Source organism: Micromonospora tarapacensis, assembly GCF_019697375.1.
Lineage (GTDB): Bacteria > Actinomycetota > Actinomycetes > Mycobacteriales > Micromonosporaceae > Micromonospora > Micromonospora tarapacensis.
Map to the genome: position 1 here is coordinate 2,150,731 of NZ_JAHCDI010000004.1, position 21,030 is coordinate 2,171,760.

The window sequence follows — 21,030 nt, forward strand, 5'->3', positions numbered from 1 at the left end:
GCAGCTACACCCGTTGGCTTTATCGAGAAATCTCGATAGCTTGACCAGAGCAGGAAAGCGCTTGCCCTATCCCGTCGCCACTCCGGCACGCGCTCCACCACCAACCCGCACCCGGAGGAACCTCGGATGCTGCTCAGGACAACGAAACGACAGCCCCGCCGCTGGCTGGTCAGCACCGCCACACTCGCGCTGCTCGGCGCCGGCATGGCGGTGGCCTCGCCGAGCGCGCAGGCCGCGACGGTCGACCCCAACGCCACCTACGTGTTCGTCAACCGGCACAGCGGCAAGGCGATGGACGTGTGGAACTGGTCCACCGCCGACAACGCCCCGATCAACCAGTACACCCGCAACGACGCCGCGGTGCAGCAGTGGCGCTTCGTCGACGCCGGCAGCGGCTATTACCAGATCCGCTCGGTGCACAGCGGCAAGGTGCTCGAAGTGCCCAACGCCAACGACGGCGTCCAACTCGTCCAGAACACCGCCGCCAGCGGCAACAACCGCCAGCACTTCAGGCTGGCCGACTCCGACGGCGGCCACGTCCGGTTCGTCAACCGGCACTCCAACAAGGTCCTGGACGTGTGGGCCTGGTCCACCGCCGACGGCGGCATGATCTCGCAGTACCAGGATCTCGGCGGGGCCAACCAGCAGTGGCAGTTGGTCGCCCTCGGAACCGGCGGCGGCAGCGGCTGCGGCAGCGGTGCGTTCCAGGCCGAAGCCGTGCTCGGCGGCGGCACCTGGACCGCCCGCAACGGTGGCAGCACGGTCTACACCGGCGGCGACATGCGGGCGGCCGTGCAGGCGGCGGTGAACAGCCTCAGTGCCGGCCGGACCAGCAAGCAGCGGGTCGTGGTGCGCGGCTCCGGCTCGATCAGCGCCGGCTCCCGCATCTCGCTGCCCAGTTACACGGCGATCGACGTCTGCGGCACGATCAACGTCACCGGCTCCGGCTCGGGTGACCAGGCCCCGATCTACTCCCGCGGCACCACGCAGGTCGAGGTGCAGCACCTCACCGTCACCGGGGCGCCGCTCTACGGCATCTTCATGCGCAACGTCACAAACGTGATCCTCGGGCAGATCGATCTGCGGCTCTCCGCCGGCCTCGGCGTACGCATCGACAACCGGGGCGACACCAGCCAGTGGAGCCGCAACGTCCGGATCGACAACGTCCACGTCTCCGGCACCAGCACCCACGGCGTGGAGACGTACGGCGTGGACGGGCTGACCGTCGGCACCGTGACGGCCCGCAACGTCGGCGGGTCCGGCCTGCTGCTCAACGAGACCATCAACGCGACGGTGACCACCGTCGACGCGGAGAACGCCGGCACCGGCACCGGCTACGCGGCGTTCCGGACCGCCAACCGCGCCGGGCGGATCGGCTCCGGATACCCGACCAACATCCGGGTGGACACCGTCCGGGCGCGCGGCGGCGGCCGGGGCATCTTCTGCGTCTCGGAATCCGGCGGTGTGGCGATCAACCGGGTCGACATCGCCAACACCGGCAACAACGCGATCCTCCTGGAAAACTGCTACGGGGTGGACATCGCCGCGGGCGGCGGCACGATCAGCGGCGGCGGGGAGGTGCGGCTGGCGGCGCGTACCGAGTTCCCCGGCAACCGGGACATCACGCTGCGCAACTTCACGCTGGTCAACAGCCGGATCCGGGAAAGCCCCTGCGCGGCCAACCTGACCATCAGCAACATCGTCCTGAACAACTCGACCATCAGCCGCTGCTGACCGGCCCGGAACCCATCGGGAGCGCACGAGGCGCACATGCCGGTGCCCGGCGCGGAGGTTCCGCGCCGGGCACCGGGGTGTTACCGGTGGATCAGCTGCCGGAGCAGGTGGCGGTGCCGGATGGCCCGGTGCCGGTGCCCTGGAAGCCGAACTCGGTGGTAGCGCCGGCGTTGACCGTGCCGTTGTAGCTGACGTTGCGGAAGTTCACGGTGCCGCTGGAGCCGCTGGCCTGGGCGTTCCACGTGTTGAACACCGTGGCGCCACCCGGTATCGAGACGTTCACCGACCAGCCGTTCAAACTGCTGGAACCGGCGGTGACCCGAACCGTGGTGACGAAGCCGCCGGGCCACTGGTTCAGCGACAGCGATGCGGTGCAGCCGGCGCCGCCCGGCGGCGGAGTGGTCGGCGGCGGCGTGGTGGGCGGCGGAGTGGTCGGCGGGGGCGTGGTGGGCGGCGGCGTGGTCGGCGGCGGAGTCGTGGGCGGCGGAGTCGTGCCACCCGCGTTCAGGGCCTCCAGCGTCGAGTTGTACGCGGCCTTCTTGTTGCCGTTGTTGTCGAAGAGCAGCGGGGTGCCGTAGGAGCGCCACGAGTCGCTGTCCCGGATGCCCCACACGGTGATGCCGTTGCAGCGGGGCACCGCCAGGCAGTCGTTGACCACGTTGCGGTAGGTGTTGGCCTGCGCGGTGCCGGAGCCCTCGATGTCCAGCTCGGTGATCTGCACGTCCACCCCGAGGGCGGCGAAGCTGGAGAGCGTGGTGCGGTAGTTGCTGTTGTACGCCGACTGCGCGTTGAAGTGCGACTGGAACCCGACGCAGTCGATCGGCACGCCGCGCTGCTTGAAGTCCTGCACCATCCGGTAGACGGCCTGGGTCTTGGCCCAGGTCCAGTTGTCGGTGTTGTAGTCGTTGTAGCAGAGCTTGGCGCCCGGGTCGGCGGCCCGTGCGGCCCGGAACGCGGCCTCGATCCAGTCGTTGCCGGTGCGCTGCAGGTTCGAGTCGCGCCGGGCACCATTGTTGCCGTCGTCGAACGCCTCGTTCACCACGTCCCACGAGTCGATCTTGCCGCGGTAGTAGGTCGCCACCTGGGTGACGTGGTTCAGCATCGCGTTACGCAGCGCGGTGCCGGACATGTTCTGCATCCAGCCGGGCTGCTGCGAGTGCCAGGCCAGCGTGTGGCCGCGCACCTTCCACCCCCGACTGAGGGCGTGGTTGACGATCCGGTCCGCGTTGCTGTAGTTGAACTGGTTCTGCTGCGGCTCGAGCGCGTCGATCTTCATCTCGTTCTCGGCCGTGACGCTGTTGAACTCGCGGTTCAGGATGCCGACGTAGGTGGAGTCGGAGAGCTTGTTCGCGGCGACGGCGGCCCCGAAGTACCGGCCGCTCTCGGCTGCCGACGCCCCCAGGGTGGTCGCCGCGCTGGCGCTGGAGGCCACCACCATGGTGGTGGCGACGAGAGCGAGGCCGACCGTGGCCGAGACCAGCGCGGCGCGCGGTCGCCGTCGGGTAGCCGGGCGCCCGCTACCGCGGGCGAATGGGTTGTTCATGGCATGAGCCTTTCGACGAAGCCGTGATGAAGAAACCGGCCTCGACCACTGCCCAGCATGGTGGCTCTCCGTCGCCGACGCGGTCGCCCGAGAGCCGCGTCGGCCGGTGCGTTCCGCCGGCCACCATGAGTAGATCGAGGCTGTTGTATCGAAAACAGTATCGAAACACGCCCGAAAGCTCAACGCTCCGAAACTCTTTCAGCGGCTGGCGGCGACTCCCCCGCGACCGCCTACCCAAAGGCAGCACGGGCCCGCCGGTCAGGACGGCAGCGCCGAAAGTTTCGGCGTCGCCGGTCCGTCCGGCGCCCCGTCCGGCGCTCCCAGCACACCGGCCAGCCAACACAGTTGCCGGCGCACCTGGGTCGCCTCCCCGTGCTCGTGGCCGTTGAACGGGTACACCTGGATCGTCCGCTCGGGCGCCGGGCGTCCACTCGCCGCGCCGTACTGGTTGTAGGCGGCGAAGCCCGTGCTCGGCGGGCACACGGCGTCGCGCAGCCCGATCCCGAAGTGCGCCGGAGCGGTGGCCCGCCGGGCGAAACTGACCCCGTCGAAGTAGGAGAGGGTGCGCCGCACGGCCGGCTCCGCGTCGCGGTTGACGGCGAGATAGTTGACGATCTCGCCGTACGCCCCCACGTCGGTGATCTCGATGGCCCGCTGGAGGTGACAGAGGAACGGTGCAGTGGCGATCACGGCAGCGAGGTCCGGCACGAGCCCGGCGACCGCGAGAGCCAGCCCACCACCCTGGCTGTTGCCGGCGGCGACCACCCGCTGCGGGTCGACTCCCGGCAGGGCGCGGGCGGCCTGGACCGCGCGCACCGCGTCGGTGATGAGGCGGCGGTAGTAGTAGCCCTCCGGGCTCAGGATGCCCCGGGTCACCGGTGACGGCCCGCCCGCCGCGCTGCCGTGCGGATCGGCCGTGTCGCCCACGCCGTACTGGCCGGACTGCCCCCGAGCGTCCATGAGCAGGTGCGCGTAGCCCGCCACCGGCCAGGTCAGCCGCTCGTGCGGCAGTCCCCGGCCACGGCCGTAGCCGACGTACTCCACGACGACCGGCAACGGTCCGTCCGTCCCGGTCGGTCGGGTGTACCAGGCCCGGACCGGGTCACCGGCAAAGCCGGCGAAGGTGACGTCCCAGCTGTCGACCAGGCGCAGGTCGGTGGGTTCGGGGCGGACGTCGACCAGCACCGGCGGCGCCGCCGCCGCGCGCAGGGTGGACCGCCAGAACACGTCGAAGTCGGCTGGCTCGGCCACTGCGGGCGCGTACTGCCGCAGCTGGTCGAGGGGCAGATCGAACTGGGGCATGGCTCCTCACAGCGGGCTCGGTCAGGGGTGCGGGGGTGGTGCGGTGCTCTCCCGGATCACCAGCTCGGCGACCAGGTCGATCCGGCTGGTGGGCAGGGCGTTTCCGCGCGCGAGGTCGAGCAGCATCTGGGTGGCCGTGCCGGCCATGTCGCGCAGCGGCTGGTTGACCGTGGTCAGGGCCGGGCCGATCCAGGCGGAGACCGGGAGGTTGTCGTAGCCGACCACCGACACGTCACCGGGAACGTCGAGGCCGACCTGCCGGGCCGCGCGCAGCACTCCCATCGCCTGCAGGTCCGAGCCGGCGAAGATCGCCGTCGGGCGGTCCGGCCGGGAGAGCAGCTCGACGCCGTGGGTGTAGCCGGCGTCGAGGTGGAAGTTTCCGTGCCGGATCAGACCCGGGTCGGCCGGAATGCCGAGTTCCTCGTGGGCACAGCGGAAGCCCGCCGTCCGGGCCCGGGCGCACAACACGTCCTGCGGACCGGAGATGATCGCGATCCGGCGGTGCCCGAGTTCCAGCAGGTGGCGGGTGGCGAGCAGCCCGCCGTTCCAGTTGTTCGAGCCGACGGTGGGCACCGAGGCCGCGCTGGCGCTGTCGGTGTCGACCACGACGACGGGGATCGACTGGCGTTGCAGATGCTGACGCTGCTGGTCGGTCAGGTTGCACATGACCAGCAGCACGCCGAGCGGACGCCGGGCGATCACCGAGTCGATCCAGGACTGCGGCGGTCGGCGTGCGCCGCTGAGCTGCGACAGCAGCACGTTCACCTCCTTGAGGGTGGTGACCGCCTCGACGCCGCGGATGATCTCCAGGGCCCAGTCGGAGCCGAACTCGTGGAACACCAGGTCGATCTGGCCCTCGGCGGAGGCCCGCCGGGCGCGGCGGCGGTAGCGGTGCCGCTCCAGGCTGGCCTCGACCCGCGCCCTGGTCCCCGCAGCGACGTCCGACCGCCCGTTGAGGACCTTGGAGACCGTCGCCGTGGAGACACCGACCTCCTGCGCGATGGTCGCGATGGTGGTGGCGCCGAGCGTTGTCGACGAGCCGTTCTCTGCCATCCGGTCCTCTACAACGGGGTCCGAAAATTTCGGAGCACCTTAGCACGACGATTACCGGTCGGTGATGACACGAGTCGATGGCGTGGGGGTCGCCACGGGGTGACAGGCAATCGCTTGCCTGCGCCGCTGACGCAGCATGCGGGAGTCTCTGCCGCACCCTTGACACGCCTTATCGACGCCCATAGGTTCCCGACACGGTGACGAAGTGGTTTCCGAAAATTTCGAGGATCGCCGTGGTCCCACGGCGTTCGGTGTGGCCTGCCGGGAGCGACCTCCCGGGCGTGGCCGGAGGGGTGCGCATGACTAGTCAGCTGCCCGTCGACGATCGATTGGCGTCCCCCGGCACCGATCGTTGGCGCGACCCGGGGCTGCGCCCGGACGAGCGGGCCGAGGCGCTCATCCCGCTGATGTCGCTGGAGGAGAAGGTCGCCCAGCTGGTCGGCCTCTGGGTCGGTGCCGACGCCTCCGGTGAGGGCGTCGCTCCCCACCAGACCGACATGGTCGAGCACATCCCGCCCTGGCCGGACGCGATCCGCCACGGCCTGGGGCAGCTGACCCGGCCGTTCGGGACCGCACCCGTCGAGCCGGTCGTCGGCGCACGCTCGCTGGCCGCCTCCCAGGCAGAGATCGTGGCGGCGAGCCGGTTCGGGATCCCGGCCCAGGTCCACGAGGAGTGCCTCACCGGCTTCGCCGCCTGGCGGGCGACGGTCTACCCGGCGCCGTTGAGCTGGGGTGCGGCCTTCGACCCCGAGCTGGTGGCGGAGATGGCCGGGCTGATCGGCCGGTCGATGCGGGCCGCCGGCATCCACCAGGGACTCGCCCCCGTGCTGGACGTGACCCGCGACTACCGCTGGGGGCGCACCGAGGAGACGATCGGCGAGGATCCCTACCTGGTCGGAACGACCGGTGCGGCGTACGTGCGCGGGCTGGAGCGGGCCGGCGTGGTGGCGACGCTGAAGCACTTCGCCGGCTACTCGGCCTCGCGGGGCGGGCGGAACCTGGCGCCGGTGCCGATGGGGCGCCGGGAGTTGGCCGACGTGATCCTGCCGCCGTTCGAGATGGCCCTGCGGCTGGGCGGCGCGCGGTCGGTGATGCACTCCTATGCCGAGATCGACGGCGTGCCGGTCGCGGCCGACGAGGAGCTGCTGACCCGGGTCCTGCGCGAGCAGTGGGGCTTCGACGGTGTGCTGGTCGCCGACTACTTCGCCGTCCGTTTCCTGCAGTCCCTACACGGCGTGGCCGCCGACGCCGCGGCGGCGGCCCGGCTCGCCCTGCGCGCCGGCATCGACGTCGAGCTACCCACTGTGGACGCCTACGGTGAGCCGCTGGTCGCCGCGGTGCGCGCCGGCACGGTCGACGAGGCGCTGGTCGACCGGGCCCTGCGTCGGGTGCTGATCCAGAAGATCGAGCTGGGGCTGCTCGACGAGGGATGGCGGGCACTGCCCGCCGAGGTCGACGAGCTGCGCCTGGACGACGAGGCCAGCCGGGCCGTCGCCCTGCGGCTGGCCCGCCAGTCCGTCGTGCTGCTGCGCAACCGCGACGGGCTGCTCCCGCTCACCGCCGGGCGACGTGTCGCGCTGATCGGCCCGGTGGCGGACGACCCGATGGCGATGCTCGGGTGCTACTCCTTCCCGCTGCACGTCGGCGTGCAGTACCCGGAGCACGGCACCGGGGTGGAGATCCCGTCGCTGCGCGAGGCGCTCCAGCGGCTGCACCCGCAGCTGCGGCACGTGCCGGGCACCGGCATCACCGGAGACGACACCTCCGGTATCGCCGCGGCGGTCGAGGCGGCCACCGACGCCGACGTCTGCGTCCTCGCGGTCGGCGACCGGGCCGGGATGTTCGGCCGGGGTACCTCCGGCGAGGGCTGCGACGCGGCCGACCTGCAACTGCCCGGGGTGCAGGCCGAACTGGTACGCGCGGTGCTGTCCACCGGAACCCCGGTGGTGCTGGTGGTGCTCTCCGGCCGGCCGTACGCGCTCGGCGCGGCGGTGGACGCCGCGGGTGCGATCGTGCAGGCATTCTTCCCCGGTCAGCTCGGCGGCCAGGCGCTGGCCGAGGTGCTCACCGGCGCGGTCGACCCCTCCGGTCGGCTGCCCGTCAGCGTGCCCCAGCACAGCGGTGGCCTGCCCGGCACCTACCTCACCCCCGCCCTGGGCCGCCGCACGCAGGTGTCGTCGGTGGATCCGACGCCCGCGTTCCCGTTCGGCCACGGGCTGAGCTACACCACCTTCGAGTGGCACGACGCCCAGGCCGGTGGCGGGCCGGGCGGCGCCACCGGAGAACCGACGGCCTGGCCGGTCGACGGGGAGGTGACGGTCGACGTCACGGTCCGCAACACCGGCTCGCGGGCCGGCACCGACGTGGTCCAGCTCTACCTGCACGATCCGGTGGCGCAGACCACCAGACCGGTGGTCCGGCTGGTCGGCTACGCCCGGGTGCCGGTGGAACCGGGCGAGTCGGCTCGGGTCACCTTCGTGGTCCCGGCCGATGTCGCCTCGTTCACCGGCGTGCGCGGCCAGCGGGTGGTCGAGCCCGGTGACGTGCAGCTGCGCCTGGCCCGGTCCAGCGGCGAGACGGTGACGAGCCTGGCACTGCGGTTGGTGGGCGGCGAACGCGAGGTCGGCCACCACCGGCAGCTGGTCTCGCGGGTCCGCGTCGAGCCCGCCACCGCCGACACACCGCGGAGCCGGCCATGAGCGCCTCCACCACGGTCACCTCACCGGAGCCGGTCACCGACGCGACCCCGCCGAGTACACCCCCGCGGGCCAGGAGCCAGACCTGGCGCCGCGCGCTGCGGCGGGACTGGCAGCTGTACTCCCTGGCGATCCTGCCCCTGCTGTTCTTCCTGATCTTCCGGTACCTGCCGATGCTCGGCAACGTGATCGCCTTCCGCCGGTTCCAGCCCGGCGGCAACATCTTCGGCGAGTACTGGGTGGGCCTGCGGTACTTCAAGATGTTCCTCAACGACCCGACGTTCTGGAACGTCTTCACCAACACGCTGGTGCTGGGCACGCTGACCCTGCTGTTCTGCTTCCCGCTGCCGATCGTGCTGGCGCTGCTGCTCAACGAGGTGCGCGCCCGCCGGCTCAAGCGCTTCGTGCAGTCGGTGTCCTACCTGCCGCACTTCCTGTCCATCGTGATCGTGGCGGCCATCGTCATGCAGCTGCTGTCCATGGACGGCACGGTCAACCAGCTCGTCAAGGCGGGCGGCGGCGACGCGATCCCGTTCCTGCAACGACCGGAATGGTTCCGCACCATCTACGTCTCCTCCGAGGTCTGGCAGACGGTGGGCTGGGGGACGATCCTCTATCTGGCCGCGCTCACCACCGTCGACGACGACCTCTACGAGGCGGCCCGGATCGACGGCGCCAACCGGTGGCGGCAGACCTGGCACGTCACGCTGCCGGGCATCCGGCCGACCATGGTGACCCTGTTGATCCTCAACATCGGCACCTTCATGGCGGTCGGCTTCGAGAAGATCCTGCTGCTGTACAACCCGCTGACCTATCCGACCGCCGACGTGCTCTCCACGTACCTGTTCCGGATGGGTTTCGCGTCCAGCAACTTCAGCTATGCCGCCGCGATCGGGCTGTTCGAGGCGGTGATCGGGTTGATCCTCGTCGTCTCGGCGAACCTGATCGCCCGCCGCACGGTGGGGACGAGCCTGTGGTGACCGTCGACGCCGCCCAGCGGCCCACCGAGACCGCGCCCCGCCCCCGCCGGCGGCGCGGCATCCAGCAGACCCGGGGCTACCGGGCGTTCCAGGTGGCCAACGGGATCATCCTCACCGTGGTGGTGATGGTGACGCTCTACCCGTTCGTCAACATCGTGGCCCGTTCGATGAGCGACGAGGCGTACATCATCGCCGGTCAGGTGAACCTCGTGCCGCGCGGTTTCACCCTGGACACCTACAAGCTGTTGATGTCCGATTCGCTGTTCTGGACGAACTACCGCAACACGGTGTTCTACACGGTCACCGCGACGGTCATCTCGATCGTGATGACCACCTGCTACGCCTACGTGCTGTCCAAGAAGCAGCTCAAGGGACGCGGCGCGCTGGTCGGCATCGCGGTCTTCACCATGTTCTTCACCGGTGGCCTGATCCCCAACTACGTCCTGGTCACCAGCCTGGGCCTGAAGAACAGCGTCTGGGCGATCGCGCTGCCCAACGCCATCAGCGTGTTCAACCTGCTGGTGATGAAGGCGTTCTTCGAGAGCCTGCCGACGGAGTTGGAGGAGGCCGCCGCCGTCGACGGGCTCAACACGTACGGCATCCTGCTGCGGATCGTGCTGCCGCTGTCGAAGGCCATCGTCGCCACGATGGTGCTCTTCTATGCGGTCGCCTTCTGGAACTCCTGGTTCGCCGCATTCCTCTACATGGACCGGCAGGAACTCTGGCCGGTCACCGTGTACCTGCGCAACCTCATCGCCGGTGCCACCGGCGCGGAGAACGTCGGTGCGATCACCGAGGCCAACGAGGTACAGGCCGAGGCGACGCTCAAGGCCGTGACCATCGTGCTCACCACCCTGCCGATCCTCCTGGTCTACCCCTTCGTCCAGCGGTACTTCGTCCGGGGCATCATGCTCGGCGCGGTGAAGGGCTGACCGGCGTGTCCACCCCTCCCACCACCAAGTTGAAAGGATCCGCCATGTTCCGCAGATCGTGGCGCCATGCGGCGGCAGCCACCGCCGCGCTGTTTGCCCTCACCAGCATCACCGCCTGTAGCGACGACCCGGCCGACGCGGAGGACCTGTCGGGGAACCGGGCCGGCGCGATGGAGAACTACGCCGCCGGTACGCAGTTCAAGGCCACCGAGCCGCTCTCCTTCTCCGTCCTCTACAACAACCACCCCAACTATCCGCTCAAGGAGGACTGGCTGTTCTGGACGGAGTTGACGTCCCGGACGAACGTCAGCCTCGAAAAGGTCGCCGTGCCACTGAGCGACTACAACCAGAAGCGCAGCCTGCTCATCGGTGCCGGTGACGCCCCGCTGCTCATCCCGAAGACCTACCCACCGGACGTGCACGCGTACGTCTCCTCGGGGGCGATCCTGCCGATCAGCGACTACCTCGATCTGATGCCGAACCTCAAGGACAAGATCGAGAAGTGGAACCTCAAGCCGGAGATCGACACGCTGCGCCAGCAGGACGGCAAGTTCTACCTGCTGCCGGGCCTGCACGAGAAGGCGTGGCACGACTACTCCCTGGCGGTCCGCACCGACATCCTCGAGGAGCTGAACCTGGAGGTGCCGAAGACCTGGGACGACGTCTACACCATGCTCAAGGCGATGAAGGCGGCCTACCCGGACGTCTACCCGTTCTCCGACCGGTGGAGCCAGCCCAACCCGGCCGGTAACCTGCTGAACCTGCTGGCCGTGTCGTACGGCCTGGAGGGCGCGGGCTGGAACTTCCAGCACGTCAGCTGGAACGCCCAGGCGCAGCAGTTCGAGTACACCGGCGCCACCGAGCAGTACAAGCAGATGTTGCAGTACCTCAACAAGCTGGTCTCGGAGAAGCTGCTCGACCCGGAGAGCTTCACCCAGACCGACGACCTGGCCCGGCAGAAGCTCGCCAACGGCAAGTCCTTCGTGATCAGCGCGAACGCCCAGGCCGTGGTGAACGAATACCGGCCGGACCTGGCGGCGACCAACCCGAAGGCGAAGATCACCAAGATCCCGCTGCCGATCGGCCCGGCCGGTGAGATCAACCCCGCCAGCCGCCTGGAGAACGGCATGATGATCTCGTCGAGGGCCCGCGACAGCGAGAACTTCGTGGCGATGATGCAGTTCGTCGACTGGCTGTGGTATTCGGACGCTGGCCAGGAGTTCGCCAAGTGGGGCGTCGAGGGCACCACCTTCGTCAAGGACGCCGCCGGCAAGCACACCCTCGCCCCCGACGTCAACGTCATCGGCCTGAACCCCGACGCGCCCAAGCACCTGCAGAAGGACTTCGGCTTCTACAACGGCGTGTTCGCCTACGGCGGCAAGCCCGAGCTGGTGCAGGCGTTCTTCTCCCCGGAGGAGCAGGAGTTCCAGCAGGTGATGAACGCGCGGGCGCCGAAGGCGGTGCCGCCGCCGTACCCGCTCAACGACGAGGAGCGGGAGCAGGTGTCGCTCTGGGAGACCCCGCTGAAGGACTACGTCTACCAGGCCACACTCCAGTTCGTTCTCGGGCAGCGTGACTTCGCCCAGTGGGACGCGTACGTGGCGGAGTTGAAGAGCAAGAACATGGACACCTACCTGGAGACGGTCAACAACGCGCACAAGCGCTTCCAGGAGAACACCTAGCAGACGTGTCCGGTCCGGTCGTGTCGGCGCGACCGGACCGGACGCCCTTCCACCGGCGAGCACGAGGACGAGGATGCGCATCACCGTTGCGGAGCAACCCCTCGGCCCGGACCACCTGGTCACCCGGGACGGCACCGGCCGGATCGCCGTGCTGGCCTGGGCTCCGGTCGACGTCACCGGCCGTGACCCGGTCGACGGGCACACCGTGCGCCTGTCGCTGCCCGTCGCCGCCGCGACCGCCCGCACCGCCTTCCTGCTGCGCTCCTCGGTCAGCGAGGAGGCGGGCAACGCCTGGCGGGCGTGGTGCGAACTGGGTCGGCCGCCCTCCCCGACCATGCGCCAGCTGGATGTCCTGCTGGAGGCCGCCGAGCCGGCCCGACGGCACACGTCGCTGCCGGTGGTCGCCGGCCGCGTCGAGCTGGACCTGCACCTGACCCGGCACGAGGTGACCCTGGCCGAAATCACGCCGACCGTCGACCACACTCCACCGTGGTGGGACGAGCATCGGCTGCTCGGCGGAGCGCCGACGTGAGCACCGCCGCCCGCCGCGACTTCGGTGCCGGCCCGCTGTCACGGGGCGCCGCGCTGGTCTACTCCCTGCTCGTGGTCGAGCTGCTGCTGCTGCTCTGCGCGGCGCCCGGCCTGGTCGCGCTGTTCGCGCTGGAGCGCCACGCCAGCAACCTGCCGCTGGTCGCCGGCTGCGCGGTGCCGTTCGGCCCGGCGCTGTCCGCCGCGCTGTACGCGCTGCACCACCAGCGCCTCGACCTGACCGACCTGCGCCCGGGGCGGCTGTTCTGGCGCGGCTACCGGGCCAACCTGGCCGGCTCGCTGCTGGTCTGGGTGCCGATGCTGCTGTGGCTGGCCGTCATCGCGGTCAACCTGGTCAACCTGCCGGCGGCCGGGGTGCCCCGCTGGTGGCCGGTGCCGCTGGTGCTGGTCGGCGCCGGGCTGTCCGTGGTCGGCGTCAACGCGCTGGTCATCACCTCGCTGTTCACGTTCCGGCTGCGCGACGTGCTCCGGCTCGCCGGCTACTTCGTGCTGCGTACCCCCGTGGTCGCCCTCGGCACCGCGTTGCTGCTGGGCGCCGCGACGCTGCTGACGCTGGTCGCCTCGGAGGCGGCGCCGGCGGCGCTCGCCTCGGTGCTGGCGTTGGCCCTGGTCCGCGGCGGCGCACCGATGATCGCCGTCATCCGGGAGGAGTTCGTGCGATGAGCCTGCCGGTCACCGCCAGGTGCCGTTCGGCGGCGCCTGCTACTGCGACCTCCCAGCATCGTGGCGGTCCCCCGGTGGCCGTTTCTCGTCGGGCGCCGCTCCTGCCGGGAGGGCTCAGTGCAGCCGGCGGCCATGGGCGTCGGGCACGCCGGACTTGCGGTGGAAGTAGGCGTTCACCTGGTCACGCCACTCCTGGGCGCAGCGCAGCTGCTCGGCCAGCCGCTCGGTGACCCGGGCGTGCACGGCCGGGTCGACCAGCCAGGCGAGACACTCCCACCGCCGGCGCATCGCCTCGACCTCGCGGACGCCCTCGAAGTGGGTGTCGTAGATGTGCTGGACGACCGTCCGCCCGCTGGGCAGGACGTGTCCGTAGGGCACGTGGTGGAAGAAGAGCAGCAACTCCTCGGGACAGCGGTCCAGCGACTCGTACACCTGCGACCAGGGCAGCGGGTACTGGCCGGTGAAGCCGGTGCCGGTGGCCCGGGTGCGGTCCACGCCCACACCGTCGCGGTCGGCGAAGTGGTAGGTGCCCCACGGCGTGTACTCGTACCCGTCGATGTCGGGGCCGTAGTGGTTGCCCGGCCGCACCATGAAGCCCACGCCCAGCGGCGCGGTGTACCGCTCGTAGCCGCGCCAGGAGCCGTCCATGATCTCGTGCAGGGTCCGGCGCAACAGCTCGGGGTCGGCGCCGCCCGCCGGGTCGAAGGTCAGGCCGATCCACTCGTCGAGCACCGTCTCCGGGCGCAGCGTCGGCTCCCAGGCGAGCCGGCCGAAGGCGTACAGGTTGGCCTGGGCCAGCGGGTGCCCGGTCCAGAACGGGTCGTCGCCCACGTTGGAGACGGCGACCAGACCACCGCCGGCGACGGCCACCCCGGCGACGGTCCGCCCGTCGTCACCCCAGCCGAACCGCAGCACCTCGCTCCACCAGGGCGCCAGATAGCACACGTGCCGCTGCTGGCCGGTGTACTCCTGCGTCACCTGGAACTCGACCGCCAGCCGGGTGTTCGGCATCGCGGTGATCACCGGAGAGACCGGCTCTCGGGTCTGGAAATCCATCGGGCCATGCTTGACCTGCACCAGGACGTTGTCGTGGAAGCGGCCGTCGAGCGGGGCGAAGTGGTCGAAGGCGGCTCGGGCGCGGTCGGTCGAGCGGTCGCGCCAGTCCTGCCGGTGGTTGTAGACGAAGGCCCGCCAGTGCACCACGCCGCCGTACGGTGCCAGCGCCTCGGCGAGCAGGTTCGCCCCGTCGGCGTGGTCACGGCCGTAGCTGAACGGGCCCGGCTGGCCCTCCGAGTCGGCCTTGACCACGTAACCGCCGAAGTCGGGGATGCGGTCGTACACCCGGCGGGTGGTCTCGGCCCACCAGGCGTGTACCGCCTCGTCGAGCGGGTCGGCGGTGGGCAGGCCGCCGAGCACCACGGGCGCGGCGAAGGTGACCGACAGGTGCACCCGGATGCTGTACGGCCGCAGCTCGTCGGCGATCTCGGCGACGTCGTCCAGCCGCTCGGTCAGCAGCCGCGCCTCGGTGGCGTGCACGTTGACGTTGTTCACCGAGACGGCGTTGACGCCGCAGGCGGCCAGCAGCCGCGCGTAGGCCCGTATCCGGGTGCGGTCCCGCCGGGGACGGCCGTCCCGCCAGAAGATCGACCCGCCGGCGTAGCCGCGCTCGACCTGCCCCATCACCGGATGCACGTCGACGTTGTCCCAGTGGTCCAGCATCCGCCGCCGCATCGCCGGGCGGTGCACCCGCACCGGGTGGGGCGGGCCGAACGCCGCCTCGCCGAGCCGGACCACATGGAACAGTCCGTAGAGGAGCCCGGCGGGTTCGTCGGCGAGCACGACCGTGACCTCGCCGTGGCGGGCCAGTGCGTAGCCCTCCGGGCCGAGCGGTCCGCCCCCGGCGCGGTCGAGGTCGGCCCGGGCCGCACCGGCGGCGTCGAGGTCGGCGGGGGCCCGCTGGCCGGTGGCCGGCGGGGTGAGGGTGAGCACCAGCTCGGGCGTCGGGCCGCCGGTATCCGCCGATCCGCGCCGGACGCTGCCGCCGTGCGTGGCACAGGCCCGCTCGACCTCGGCGAAGACCGTGTCGACCAGGGCGGCGTCGCCGCCCACGAGGGTGTTCCGGGAGCCGATGGCGCGAAAAGCCTCGGGCGGCAGCCAGGCGGGGTGGACGTCGGTCGGGTGGGGGCCGGTCACGGATTTTCCCGGCGATACCGTCGCATTGCGCAGATCGTAACGATCTCCACGAATACGTCAAGGTACTTCCGGAAACGTCGCACCCGGGCACGGCGGTCCGGCCCCCGTTTGAGACGCCGACGGGCGGGTAGACGCCGGGTCCGTTGCGAGAAGGGGGCCGGCCAGGTGGACGACGACCAGTTCATCGACTCGGTGGCGAACCGCGCAGGCACCTCGGCCGAGCAGGCGACCGTCCTGGCGCGGGCCACGCTGACCACCCTGGCGGAGCGGATCGACGGCGGCGAGGCCCGGAGCTGGCCGGCCAGTTGCCCGAGGGGCTGCGGGCGTACGCGTTCGCGCCGCACCCCGACGCCGAGCGGTTCGGTCTCGACGTGTTCGTGCAGCGGGTCGGTGGCCGGGCGGACGTGGCGCCGGACCTGGCCGTCACCGGCATCCGCGCGGTCTTCGACACCATCCGCGATGCCGTCACCGCCGCGGAGTACGACGACGTCATCGCGTTCCTGCCCGCGGAGTTGTGGCAGGTGGCGAACCCGGCCCCGCCGTACGACGGACAGCGCGACCGCGGTTAGCCGCCGGGCCTCAGCACAGTGCGCCACGGACGGCCGGTTCCAGATACACCGGCAGGTACGGGCCGGCCTGGGCCACGAACATGGCCACCTCGTAGGCCATGTCACCGACCTCGGCGTCGCCGTCGATGCCGACGGCGAGAACGGCACCGTTGCCGGTGGTGGCGTGGAACAGGAACGCCCGCGACATCTGTACGACGACCTGGTGCAGCTCGCCGTCGCCGCACACCCGGGCGGCGGCCAGGCCCAGGGCCTGTAGCCCGCAGACCATGCTGGACAGCTCCGTGGCGAGTTCGTCGTCGATTCCCCGGGAGGCACCCAGCAGGAGGCCGTCCGGGGAGAGCACCACCGCGAACTGTGCGCCCGGTACGCGGTCGACGATGCCGTCGAGCGCCCGGCTGAGGTCGCCGGCGGTGGCCGCGGCAGGGGTCATGGAAGTGTCCTCTCGTGACCGCGGGTCCGGTGCCCGCGGGGTCCTACGTTCGTACCAGAGATCACTCCGGCATTCCGAGCCCGACTCTGGCCGACCCTTGTCCCCCATTCCCCCTAACGTACGAGAGCGGAGCCGCCCCCAGTTGAACGGGTCGGGTAGCGGGATCGTCCCCGATGACCGGTTCCGGTCACCGCCAGCCCCCTGCACGACTTCGTACTCGACCTGCCGGGCACGGTCGGTGACCCGTTCGCCGCCCGCCGAGCCGTCAGGCGGGCCGGGCGGGACCGTGCAGCCCCACCAGGCCGGGCACGGCGACCCGGCCGAGCTCGCCACCCGTGGCGGGATCCTGCCAGGTCACCGCGCCGTGCTGGGCCAGGTAGAGGCGGGCCCGGTCGGGGCTGAGGACGAGACCGTCGAGCGCGTCGCGGACCGGCCGCTCGGTGGTCACGACCAGACCGGCGAGGTCCACGGTCCGCAGCGCGGCACCGGCACCGGCACCGGCACCGGCACCGAGGAACAGCCGATCGCCGTCGGCAACCGCGTACGCCGGGCCGGTGCCGGCAGGGAGCCGGGCCGTGCGGCGTACGGTCAGGTCCTCGGTGGATATCTCGGCGACGGTGCCGGAGGTGGTGTCGGCGACGTAGAGGCGGCTGCCGTCCGGGGTGATCGCCATGGCGTGACCGTCGGTGGGGCCCTCGCCGAACGGGTGCGGCAGGTCCACGCAGTACGCCCACCGTTGTTCGAGGTTCAGGGTGTGCACGAAGGCGTGCACGTCGCTGCCCGGCCGGCCGCTGATCCGGTCCCGGGTGTGCTGGTGCTCGGGCTGGTGGGTGTAGAGCGTGTAGAGCACGGCCCGGTTCGGGGCGAGCACCGCCTGCCGTCCGTCGCCGCGCATCTCCTCCTCCGCGCCGGCCGGAACCGGCGCCTTGGCCCGGGTGGAGAGCGGGCCGGGGACACCGGTGGCGAGGTCGACGACGCGGACCCGGTACCGGTCCGGCGCGTTCGGCGGCAGCCACTCCAGCACGAAGAGCCCGGCGAGGTCCGAGGTGAACGCCTCCGGCACGACGTTGCCGGGCAGCCGCAGCCGTTGCCGGACGCCACCGGCGTCGGCGATCAGCACCGGGGTCACGTCGCGCCCGGCGGGTCGCTCCTTGGTGACGCTGACCGCCTCGGTGGTCAGCGCCACCCGGCTGCCGTCGACGGAGACCGTCTGCGGCACCCAGCGGCCGGGCAGCCGGACCCGCTCGGAGGCGGTGCCCCGGCCCGCGTCGATCCGCCACAGGGCGGTGTCGGCGCCGTCGGGGGCGCTCGCGTGGACCAGCCGCCCGTCGGCGGTGGCCACCCCGTGCGGGATCACCTCCAGGTCGGTGCCGCGCAGCACCCCGAGGCCGCCGTCGACCTGGACGAGCAGCGGGTCCGGGAGCCGGCCGCCGGCCGCCGGGGCGCCCGTCGGGTCGCAGCCGGCCAGCGCGGCGGCGCCCGCACCGGCAAGCGTGGTCAGCAGGGTGCGCCGCGAGATCGTCGCCTTCGTCATCATGACCCGGTGACACCGCCGGACCGGCCGGGGTTCCATCGGGCCGCGGGCGGAACCCGGCCGGCGCGGGCGGTGTCAGTAAGGGTGATCCCCACCGGAGGTTGCACTGGACGACGAGGAGTTCGTCACCCGCGCGCAGGCAGGTGACCTGGGGGCGTACGAGTTCCTGGTCGCCCGGCACACCACGGCCGCGTACCGGACCGCGGTGCTGCTCGGCGCGGGTTCGGACGCGGAGGACGTCGTCCAGGAGGCGTTCGTGAAGGGCTACCGAAAGCTGTCCCGCTATCGCGGTGAGTCGTCGTTCCGGTCCTGGCTGCTGGCGATCGTGGCGAACGAGACCCGCAACCTGCACCGTTCGCGGGACCGGCGCCACGGGCTGGTGCTGCGGGCGGCGCGGGTGGACCCGGGCTCGGAGATCGTCGAGGACGACGCCGTCGCGGCGATCCTCGCCGGGGAGCGCCGGGCGGCGCTGGTGCGCGCCCTGCGGCTGCTCCCGGCCAGGGACCGGGAGGTGATCGTCTGCCGGTACTTCCTGGACCTGAGCGAGGACGAGACCGTCACCATGCTGGGCTGGCCGAGGGGCACGGTGAAGTCGCGGACGTCCCGGGCGCTGGTGAAGCTGCGCGGCCTGCTCGCCGTCGAGGAGGTCGGTCATGGATGACCTGGAGCGGGAGCTACGGGAGCTGTCCACCTGGCTGGCAACGCCCCCGCCGCCCGAGGTGACGGCGCAGGTCCGCGCCCGGCTGGCCGCTGCGCCGGCCACCCGCCACGTCGAGCGTCGACGACGCTGGCGGTACGCGCTCGCGGCGGCGCTGGCCGCGCTGCTGGTGGCGGTGCTGCCGCCGGGGCGGGCGGCGCTCGCCGGGGCGGTGACGGGCCTGCTGCGTTTCGCCGGCATCACCATCAGCACGTCCTCCGCACCGGGGCCACCGACCGGTTCGGCGTCACCGCTGCCGGCGCAGCGGCCCGCCGCGCTGGACGCGGCACAGCGGCTGGTGCGCTTCCCGATCCGTACGCCGGCCGCGCTGGGACCGCCGGAGCAGGTGCTGGTGGCCGATCCCGACGGCACGGGCGGGCATCGGGTGGTGACCCTGCTCTACCGTGGCGGCGCGGTGCGCCTGGACGCCTTCGACGGCCGGCTCGACCCGGTCTTCGTCAAGCAGGCCGGTGGACCGGGGGTGCAGTGGACGCAGGTCGCCGGGGCGCAGGCGATCTGGGTCGGTGCCCCGCACCCGGTCTCGTACGTGGACCGCGACGGCACGGTACGCCAGGAGAGTGCCCGGCTCGCCGCGGCGACCCTCATCTGGGCGGACGCCGGGGTGACCTACCGCCTGGAGGGCGGGCTGACCATGACCGAGGCGATCGGAATCGCTACCTCCCTGTAGTGACGGGACCGCACGGTGCGTCCGCGCGGGCTCTCTTCGCTGACGGACCCACGCCTACCGGGAGTTTACCGATATCACGGCGCGGTTCGCCCGCGCGTCGGATACGTGTGCGGCAGCCACCAGCCCGCCTACCGGACGATTTGTGCAGTGAGCGGGCAAATGTGTGTTAGCGCGAACACGTCGCTACCGAGAGACAACGTCAGGTACTGCCGCCGAATCCCGGGGATTGGCCACGCCTCCACACGCGACCCCGCCCATTGGAAGTTTCGGGAACGTGTCTTGTTTTTTTCAGATAAGTCTGCGACTGTTTTGGCCGTCGGTGGCCTGGGTCACTCCGAGGTCAACCCCGATGTGGCCGCGAGCCGAGCACCAGACCAGCGCCGGTCGACCGGCGGGAGCCTTTCCGGCCTCCCCCGACGCATGCCTGGTCGGCGTCTCCGTTCGCCGCAGCGGGCTTTCAGGTGGACAGACTCGGCAGAGAGGAAAGATTGATGAGAGCGAGGAAACTACTGGCTGTGTCGGTAGTCCTGGCGACGGGCGTCCTGGGTACGGCCGCCTGTGGCGACGACTCGGGCCGCAACAGCGACGGCTCGGTCACGATGAGCTTCTGGCACAACGCCTCCACCGGCGATGGCCAGGCCTTCTGGGAGAAGACCGTCGCCGACTTCGAGGCCGCCAACTCCAACGTGACGATCGAGATCCAGGCCATCCAGAACGAGGACCTGGACGGCAAGCTCCAGACCGCCCTCAACTCCGGCGACGCCCCCGACGTCTTCATGCAGCGCGGCGGCGGCAAGATGGCCGCGATGGTCAAGGCCGGCCAGCTGATGGACATCACGGGCTCGATCACCGACGCGACCAGGAAGGTCATCTCCGAGGGGTCGTTCATCGCGCAGACGATCGACGACAAGGTCTACGCGATGCCGGTGGCAGTCCTGCCCGGCGGCTTCTTCTACAGCAAGGACCTGTTCGCCCAGGCGGGCATCACCGAGCCACCGGCCACGCTCACCGACCTGCAGGGCGCCGTCGACAAGCTGAAGGCGGCGGACATCCAGCCGATCGCCCTCGGCGCCAAGGACGCCTGGCCGGCCGCCTTCTACTACTACTTCTTCGCGCTCCGCGAGTGCAGCTCCACCACGATCACCGAGACCGGCAAGACCATGAACTTCGACGATCCCTGCTGGCTCAAGGCCGGTCAGGACGTCCAGAGCTTCGCCGCGGCGGAGCCGTTCAACAACGGCTTCCTGACCACGTCGGCCCAGCAGGGCGCGGCCAGCTCGGCCGGTCTGCTGGCCAACCACAAGGCCGCGATGGAGCTCATGGGTGCCTGGAACCCCGGTGTCATCGCCTCGTTGACGCCGGACGAGAAGCCGCTGCCCGACCTGGGCTGGTTCCCCTTCCCCAGCGTCACCGGTGGCGCGGGTGAGCCCGGCGCCATCCTCGGCGGCGTCGACGGATACTCCTGCTCGGCGCAGGCGCCCAAGGCGGAGTGCACCGCCTTCCTGAACTACCTGGCGGAGACCGATGTGCAGAAGGCGTACTACGAGGCCTTCAAGGCACCGCCGGTGAACAGCGAGGCGCAGGCCGCGGTGACCGAGGCGCACCTGCAGTCCGTGCTCGCGGCCTACAACCAGGCGCCGTTCGTCTCGCAGTGGCTCGACACGGTGTACGGGCAGAAGGTCGGCAACGCCCTCAACACCGCCGTGGTCAACATGCTGGCCGGCAAGGGAGACCCGCAGGGCCTCGTCGACGCGGTCAAGGCCGCCGCCGAGGGCCCGTAGAGAA

At 71.0% G+C, this 21,030-nt stretch carries 17 protein-coding genes; 11 read left to right on the top strand and 6 right to left on the bottom strand.

Translation table 11 applies throughout. From position 1 onward, the window contains the following. Positions 1 to 126 precede the first annotated feature (126 nt). Entirely contained in the window at positions 127 to 1,734 is a 1,608-nt protein-coding gene (locus tag KIF24_RS15750; protein ID WP_221084676.1) for an RICIN domain-containing protein, read from the top strand. A 91-nt stretch (positions 1,735 to 1,825) separates the two neighbouring features. On the opposite strand, the gene KIF24_RS15755 is transcribed toward KIF24_RS15750, so the two are convergent. The 3 genes from KIF24_RS15755 to KIF24_RS15765 all read right to left on the bottom strand — a co-directional run bounded on the left by KIF24_RS15755 (position 1,826) and on the right by KIF24_RS15765 (position 5,632). After that, positions 1,826 to 3,277, bottom strand: a complete 1,452-nt coding sequence (locus KIF24_RS15755; RefSeq protein ID WP_221084677.1) for an endo-1,4-beta-xylanase — start codon at positions 3,275 to 3,277, stop codon at positions 1,826 to 1,828. Between the two features lie 258 nt (positions 3,278 to 3,535). Beyond that, positions 3,536 to 4,579 carry an acetylxylan esterase gene (locus KIF24_RS15760; protein WP_221084678.1) on the bottom strand — a complete coding sequence of 348 codons (1,044 nt, stop codon included), beginning with the start codon at positions 4,577 to 4,579 and terminating at the stop codon, positions 3,536 to 3,538. 21 nt (positions 4,580 to 4,600) lie between these two features. After that, positions 4,601 to 5,632: a LacI family DNA-binding transcriptional regulator gene (locus KIF24_RS15765; RefSeq protein ID WP_221084679.1), complete on the bottom strand. Its 1,032-nt coding sequence runs from the start codon at positions 5,630 to 5,632 to the stop codon at positions 4,601 to 4,603. A gap of 299 nt (positions 5,633 to 5,931) precedes the next feature. Here KIF24_RS15765 and KIF24_RS15770 point away from each other — a divergent pair, with 299 nt between their 5' ends. The 6 genes from KIF24_RS15770 to KIF24_RS15795 all read left to right on the top strand — a co-directional run bounded on the left by KIF24_RS15770 (position 5,932) and on the right by KIF24_RS15795 (position 13,134). Next, on the top strand, positions 5,932 to 8,331 hold the full coding sequence (locus KIF24_RS15770) for a beta-xylosidase/alpha-l-arabinosidase (RefSeq protein WP_230415648.1): 2,400 nt from the start codon (positions 5,932 to 5,934) through the stop codon (positions 8,329 to 8,331). Beyond that, a complete protein-coding gene (locus tag KIF24_RS15775) occupies positions 8,328 to 9,308 on the top strand; it encodes an ABC transporter permease (protein WP_230415650.1) in 981 nt (326 codons plus the stop codon). The genes KIF24_RS15770 and KIF24_RS15775 overlap by 4 nt, the downstream gene beginning before the upstream one ends. Beyond that, positions 9,305 to 10,240: a carbohydrate ABC transporter permease gene (locus KIF24_RS32940; protein WP_331461149.1), complete on the top strand. Its 936-nt coding sequence runs from the start codon at positions 9,305 to 9,307 to the stop codon at positions 10,238 to 10,240. Before KIF24_RS15775 ends, KIF24_RS32940 begins: the two co-directional genes overlap by 4 nt. 44 nt (positions 10,241 to 10,284) lie before the next feature. After that, positions 10,285 to 11,922, top strand: a complete 1,638-nt coding sequence (locus KIF24_RS15785) for an ABC transporter substrate-binding protein (RefSeq protein WP_221084681.1) — start codon at positions 10,285 to 10,287, stop codon at positions 11,920 to 11,922. 73 nt (positions 11,923 to 11,995) lie between these two features. Continuing rightward, a complete protein-coding gene (locus KIF24_RS15790; RefSeq protein ID WP_221084682.1) occupies positions 11,996 to 12,454 on the top strand; it encodes a hypothetical protein in 459 nt (152 codons plus the stop codon). After that, positions 12,451 to 13,134: a DUF624 domain-containing protein gene (locus KIF24_RS15795; protein ID WP_221084683.1), complete on the top strand. Its 684-nt coding sequence runs from the start codon at positions 12,451 to 12,453 to the stop codon at positions 13,132 to 13,134. The genes KIF24_RS15790 and KIF24_RS15795 overlap by 4 nt, the downstream gene beginning before the upstream one ends. 114 nt (positions 13,135 to 13,248) lie before the next feature. On the opposite strand, the gene KIF24_RS15800 is transcribed toward KIF24_RS15795, so the two are convergent. Further along, a complete protein-coding gene (locus KIF24_RS15800) occupies positions 13,249 to 15,327 on the bottom strand; it encodes an alpha-glucuronidase (protein ID WP_221084684.1) in 2,079 nt (692 codons plus the stop codon). Between the two features lie 305 nt (positions 15,328 to 15,632). On the opposite strand from KIF24_RS15800, the gene KIF24_RS15805 reads away from it, so the two are divergent. Continuing rightward, positions 15,633 to 15,896, top strand: coding sequence for a DUF2267 domain-containing protein (locus KIF24_RS15805; protein ID WP_230415652.1), 264 nt, complete (start codon positions 15,633 to 15,635; stop codon positions 15,894 to 15,896). A gap of 10 nt (positions 15,897 to 15,906) precedes the next feature. Here KIF24_RS15805 and KIF24_RS15810 read toward each other — a convergent pair whose 3' ends face one another. Both KIF24_RS15810 and KIF24_RS15815 read right to left on the bottom strand, forming a co-directional pair. Beyond that, positions 15,907 to 16,326 (bottom strand): roadblock/LC7 domain-containing protein, encoded by a 420-nt coding sequence (locus tag KIF24_RS15810; RefSeq protein ID WP_221084685.1) that lies wholly within the window; start codon positions 16,324 to 16,326, stop codon positions 15,907 to 15,909. Positions 16,327 to 16,591: 265 nt separating this feature from the next. Further along, positions 16,592 to 17,860: a YncE family protein gene (locus KIF24_RS15815; protein WP_221084686.1), complete on the bottom strand. Its 1,269-nt coding sequence runs from the start codon at positions 17,858 to 17,860 to the stop codon at positions 16,592 to 16,594. A 166-nt stretch (positions 17,861 to 18,026) separates the two neighbouring features. Here KIF24_RS15815 and KIF24_RS15820 point away from each other — a divergent pair, with 166 nt between their 5' ends. The 3 genes from KIF24_RS15820 to KIF24_RS15830 all read left to right on the top strand — a co-directional run bounded on the left by KIF24_RS15820 (position 18,027) and on the right by KIF24_RS15830 (position 21,026). Continuing rightward, positions 18,027 to 18,521 carry an RNA polymerase sigma factor gene (locus tag KIF24_RS15820; RefSeq protein WP_269440728.1) on the top strand — a complete coding sequence of 165 codons (495 nt, stop codon included), beginning with the start codon at positions 18,027 to 18,029 and terminating at the stop codon, positions 18,519 to 18,521. Continuing rightward, entirely contained in the window at positions 18,514 to 19,245 is a 732-nt protein-coding gene (locus KIF24_RS15825; protein WP_221084687.1) for a hypothetical protein, read from the top strand. The genes KIF24_RS15820 and KIF24_RS15825 overlap by 8 nt, the downstream gene beginning before the upstream one ends. Before the next feature lie 515 nt (positions 19,246 to 19,760). Next, on the top strand, positions 19,761 to 21,026 hold the full coding sequence (locus tag KIF24_RS15830; RefSeq protein WP_331461150.1) for an extracellular solute-binding protein: 1,266 nt from the start codon (positions 19,761 to 19,763) through the stop codon (positions 21,024 to 21,026). The last annotated feature ends 4 nt before the right edge of the window (positions 21,027 to 21,030 follow it).

Bases quoted from the DNA above. Each gene is read 5' to 3' on its own strand.
- KIF24_RS15750 (WP_221084676.1), top strand. From the start codon at position 127: ATGCTGCTCAGGACAACGAAACGACAGCCCCGCCGCTGGCTGGTCAGC.
- KIF24_RS15755 (WP_221084677.1), bottom strand. From the start codon at position 3,277: ATGAACAACCCATTCGCCCGCGGTAGCGGGCGCCCGGCTACCCGACGG.
- KIF24_RS15760 (WP_221084678.1), bottom strand. From the start codon at position 4,579: ATGCCCCAGTTCGATCTGCCCCTCGACCAGCTGCGGCAGTACGCGCCC.
- KIF24_RS15765 (WP_221084679.1), bottom strand. From the start codon at position 5,632: ATGGCAGAGAACGGCTCGTCGACAACGCTCGGCGCCACCACCATCGCG.
- KIF24_RS15770 (WP_230415648.1), top strand. From the start codon at position 5,932: ATGACTAGTCAGCTGCCCGTCGACGATCGATTGGCGTCCCCCGGCACC.
- KIF24_RS15775 (WP_230415650.1), top strand. From the start codon at position 8,328: ATGAGCGCCTCCACCACGGTCACCTCACCGGAGCCGGTCACCGACGCG.
- KIF24_RS15785 (WP_221084681.1), top strand. From the start codon at position 10,285: ATGTTCCGCAGATCGTGGCGCCATGCGGCGGCAGCCACCGCCGCGCTG.
- KIF24_RS15790 (WP_221084682.1), top strand. From the start codon at position 11,996: ATGCGCATCACCGTTGCGGAGCAACCCCTCGGCCCGGACCACCTGGTC.
- KIF24_RS15810 (WP_221084685.1), bottom strand. From the start codon at position 16,326: ATGACCCCTGCCGCGGCCACCGCCGGCGACCTCAGCCGGGCGCTCGAC.
- KIF24_RS15815 (WP_221084686.1), bottom strand. From the start codon at position 17,860: ATGACGAAGGCGACGATCTCGCGGCGCACCCTGCTGACCACGCTTGCC.
- KIF24_RS15825 (WP_221084687.1), top strand. From the start codon at position 18,514: ATGGATGACCTGGAGCGGGAGCTACGGGAGCTGTCCACCTGGCTGGCA.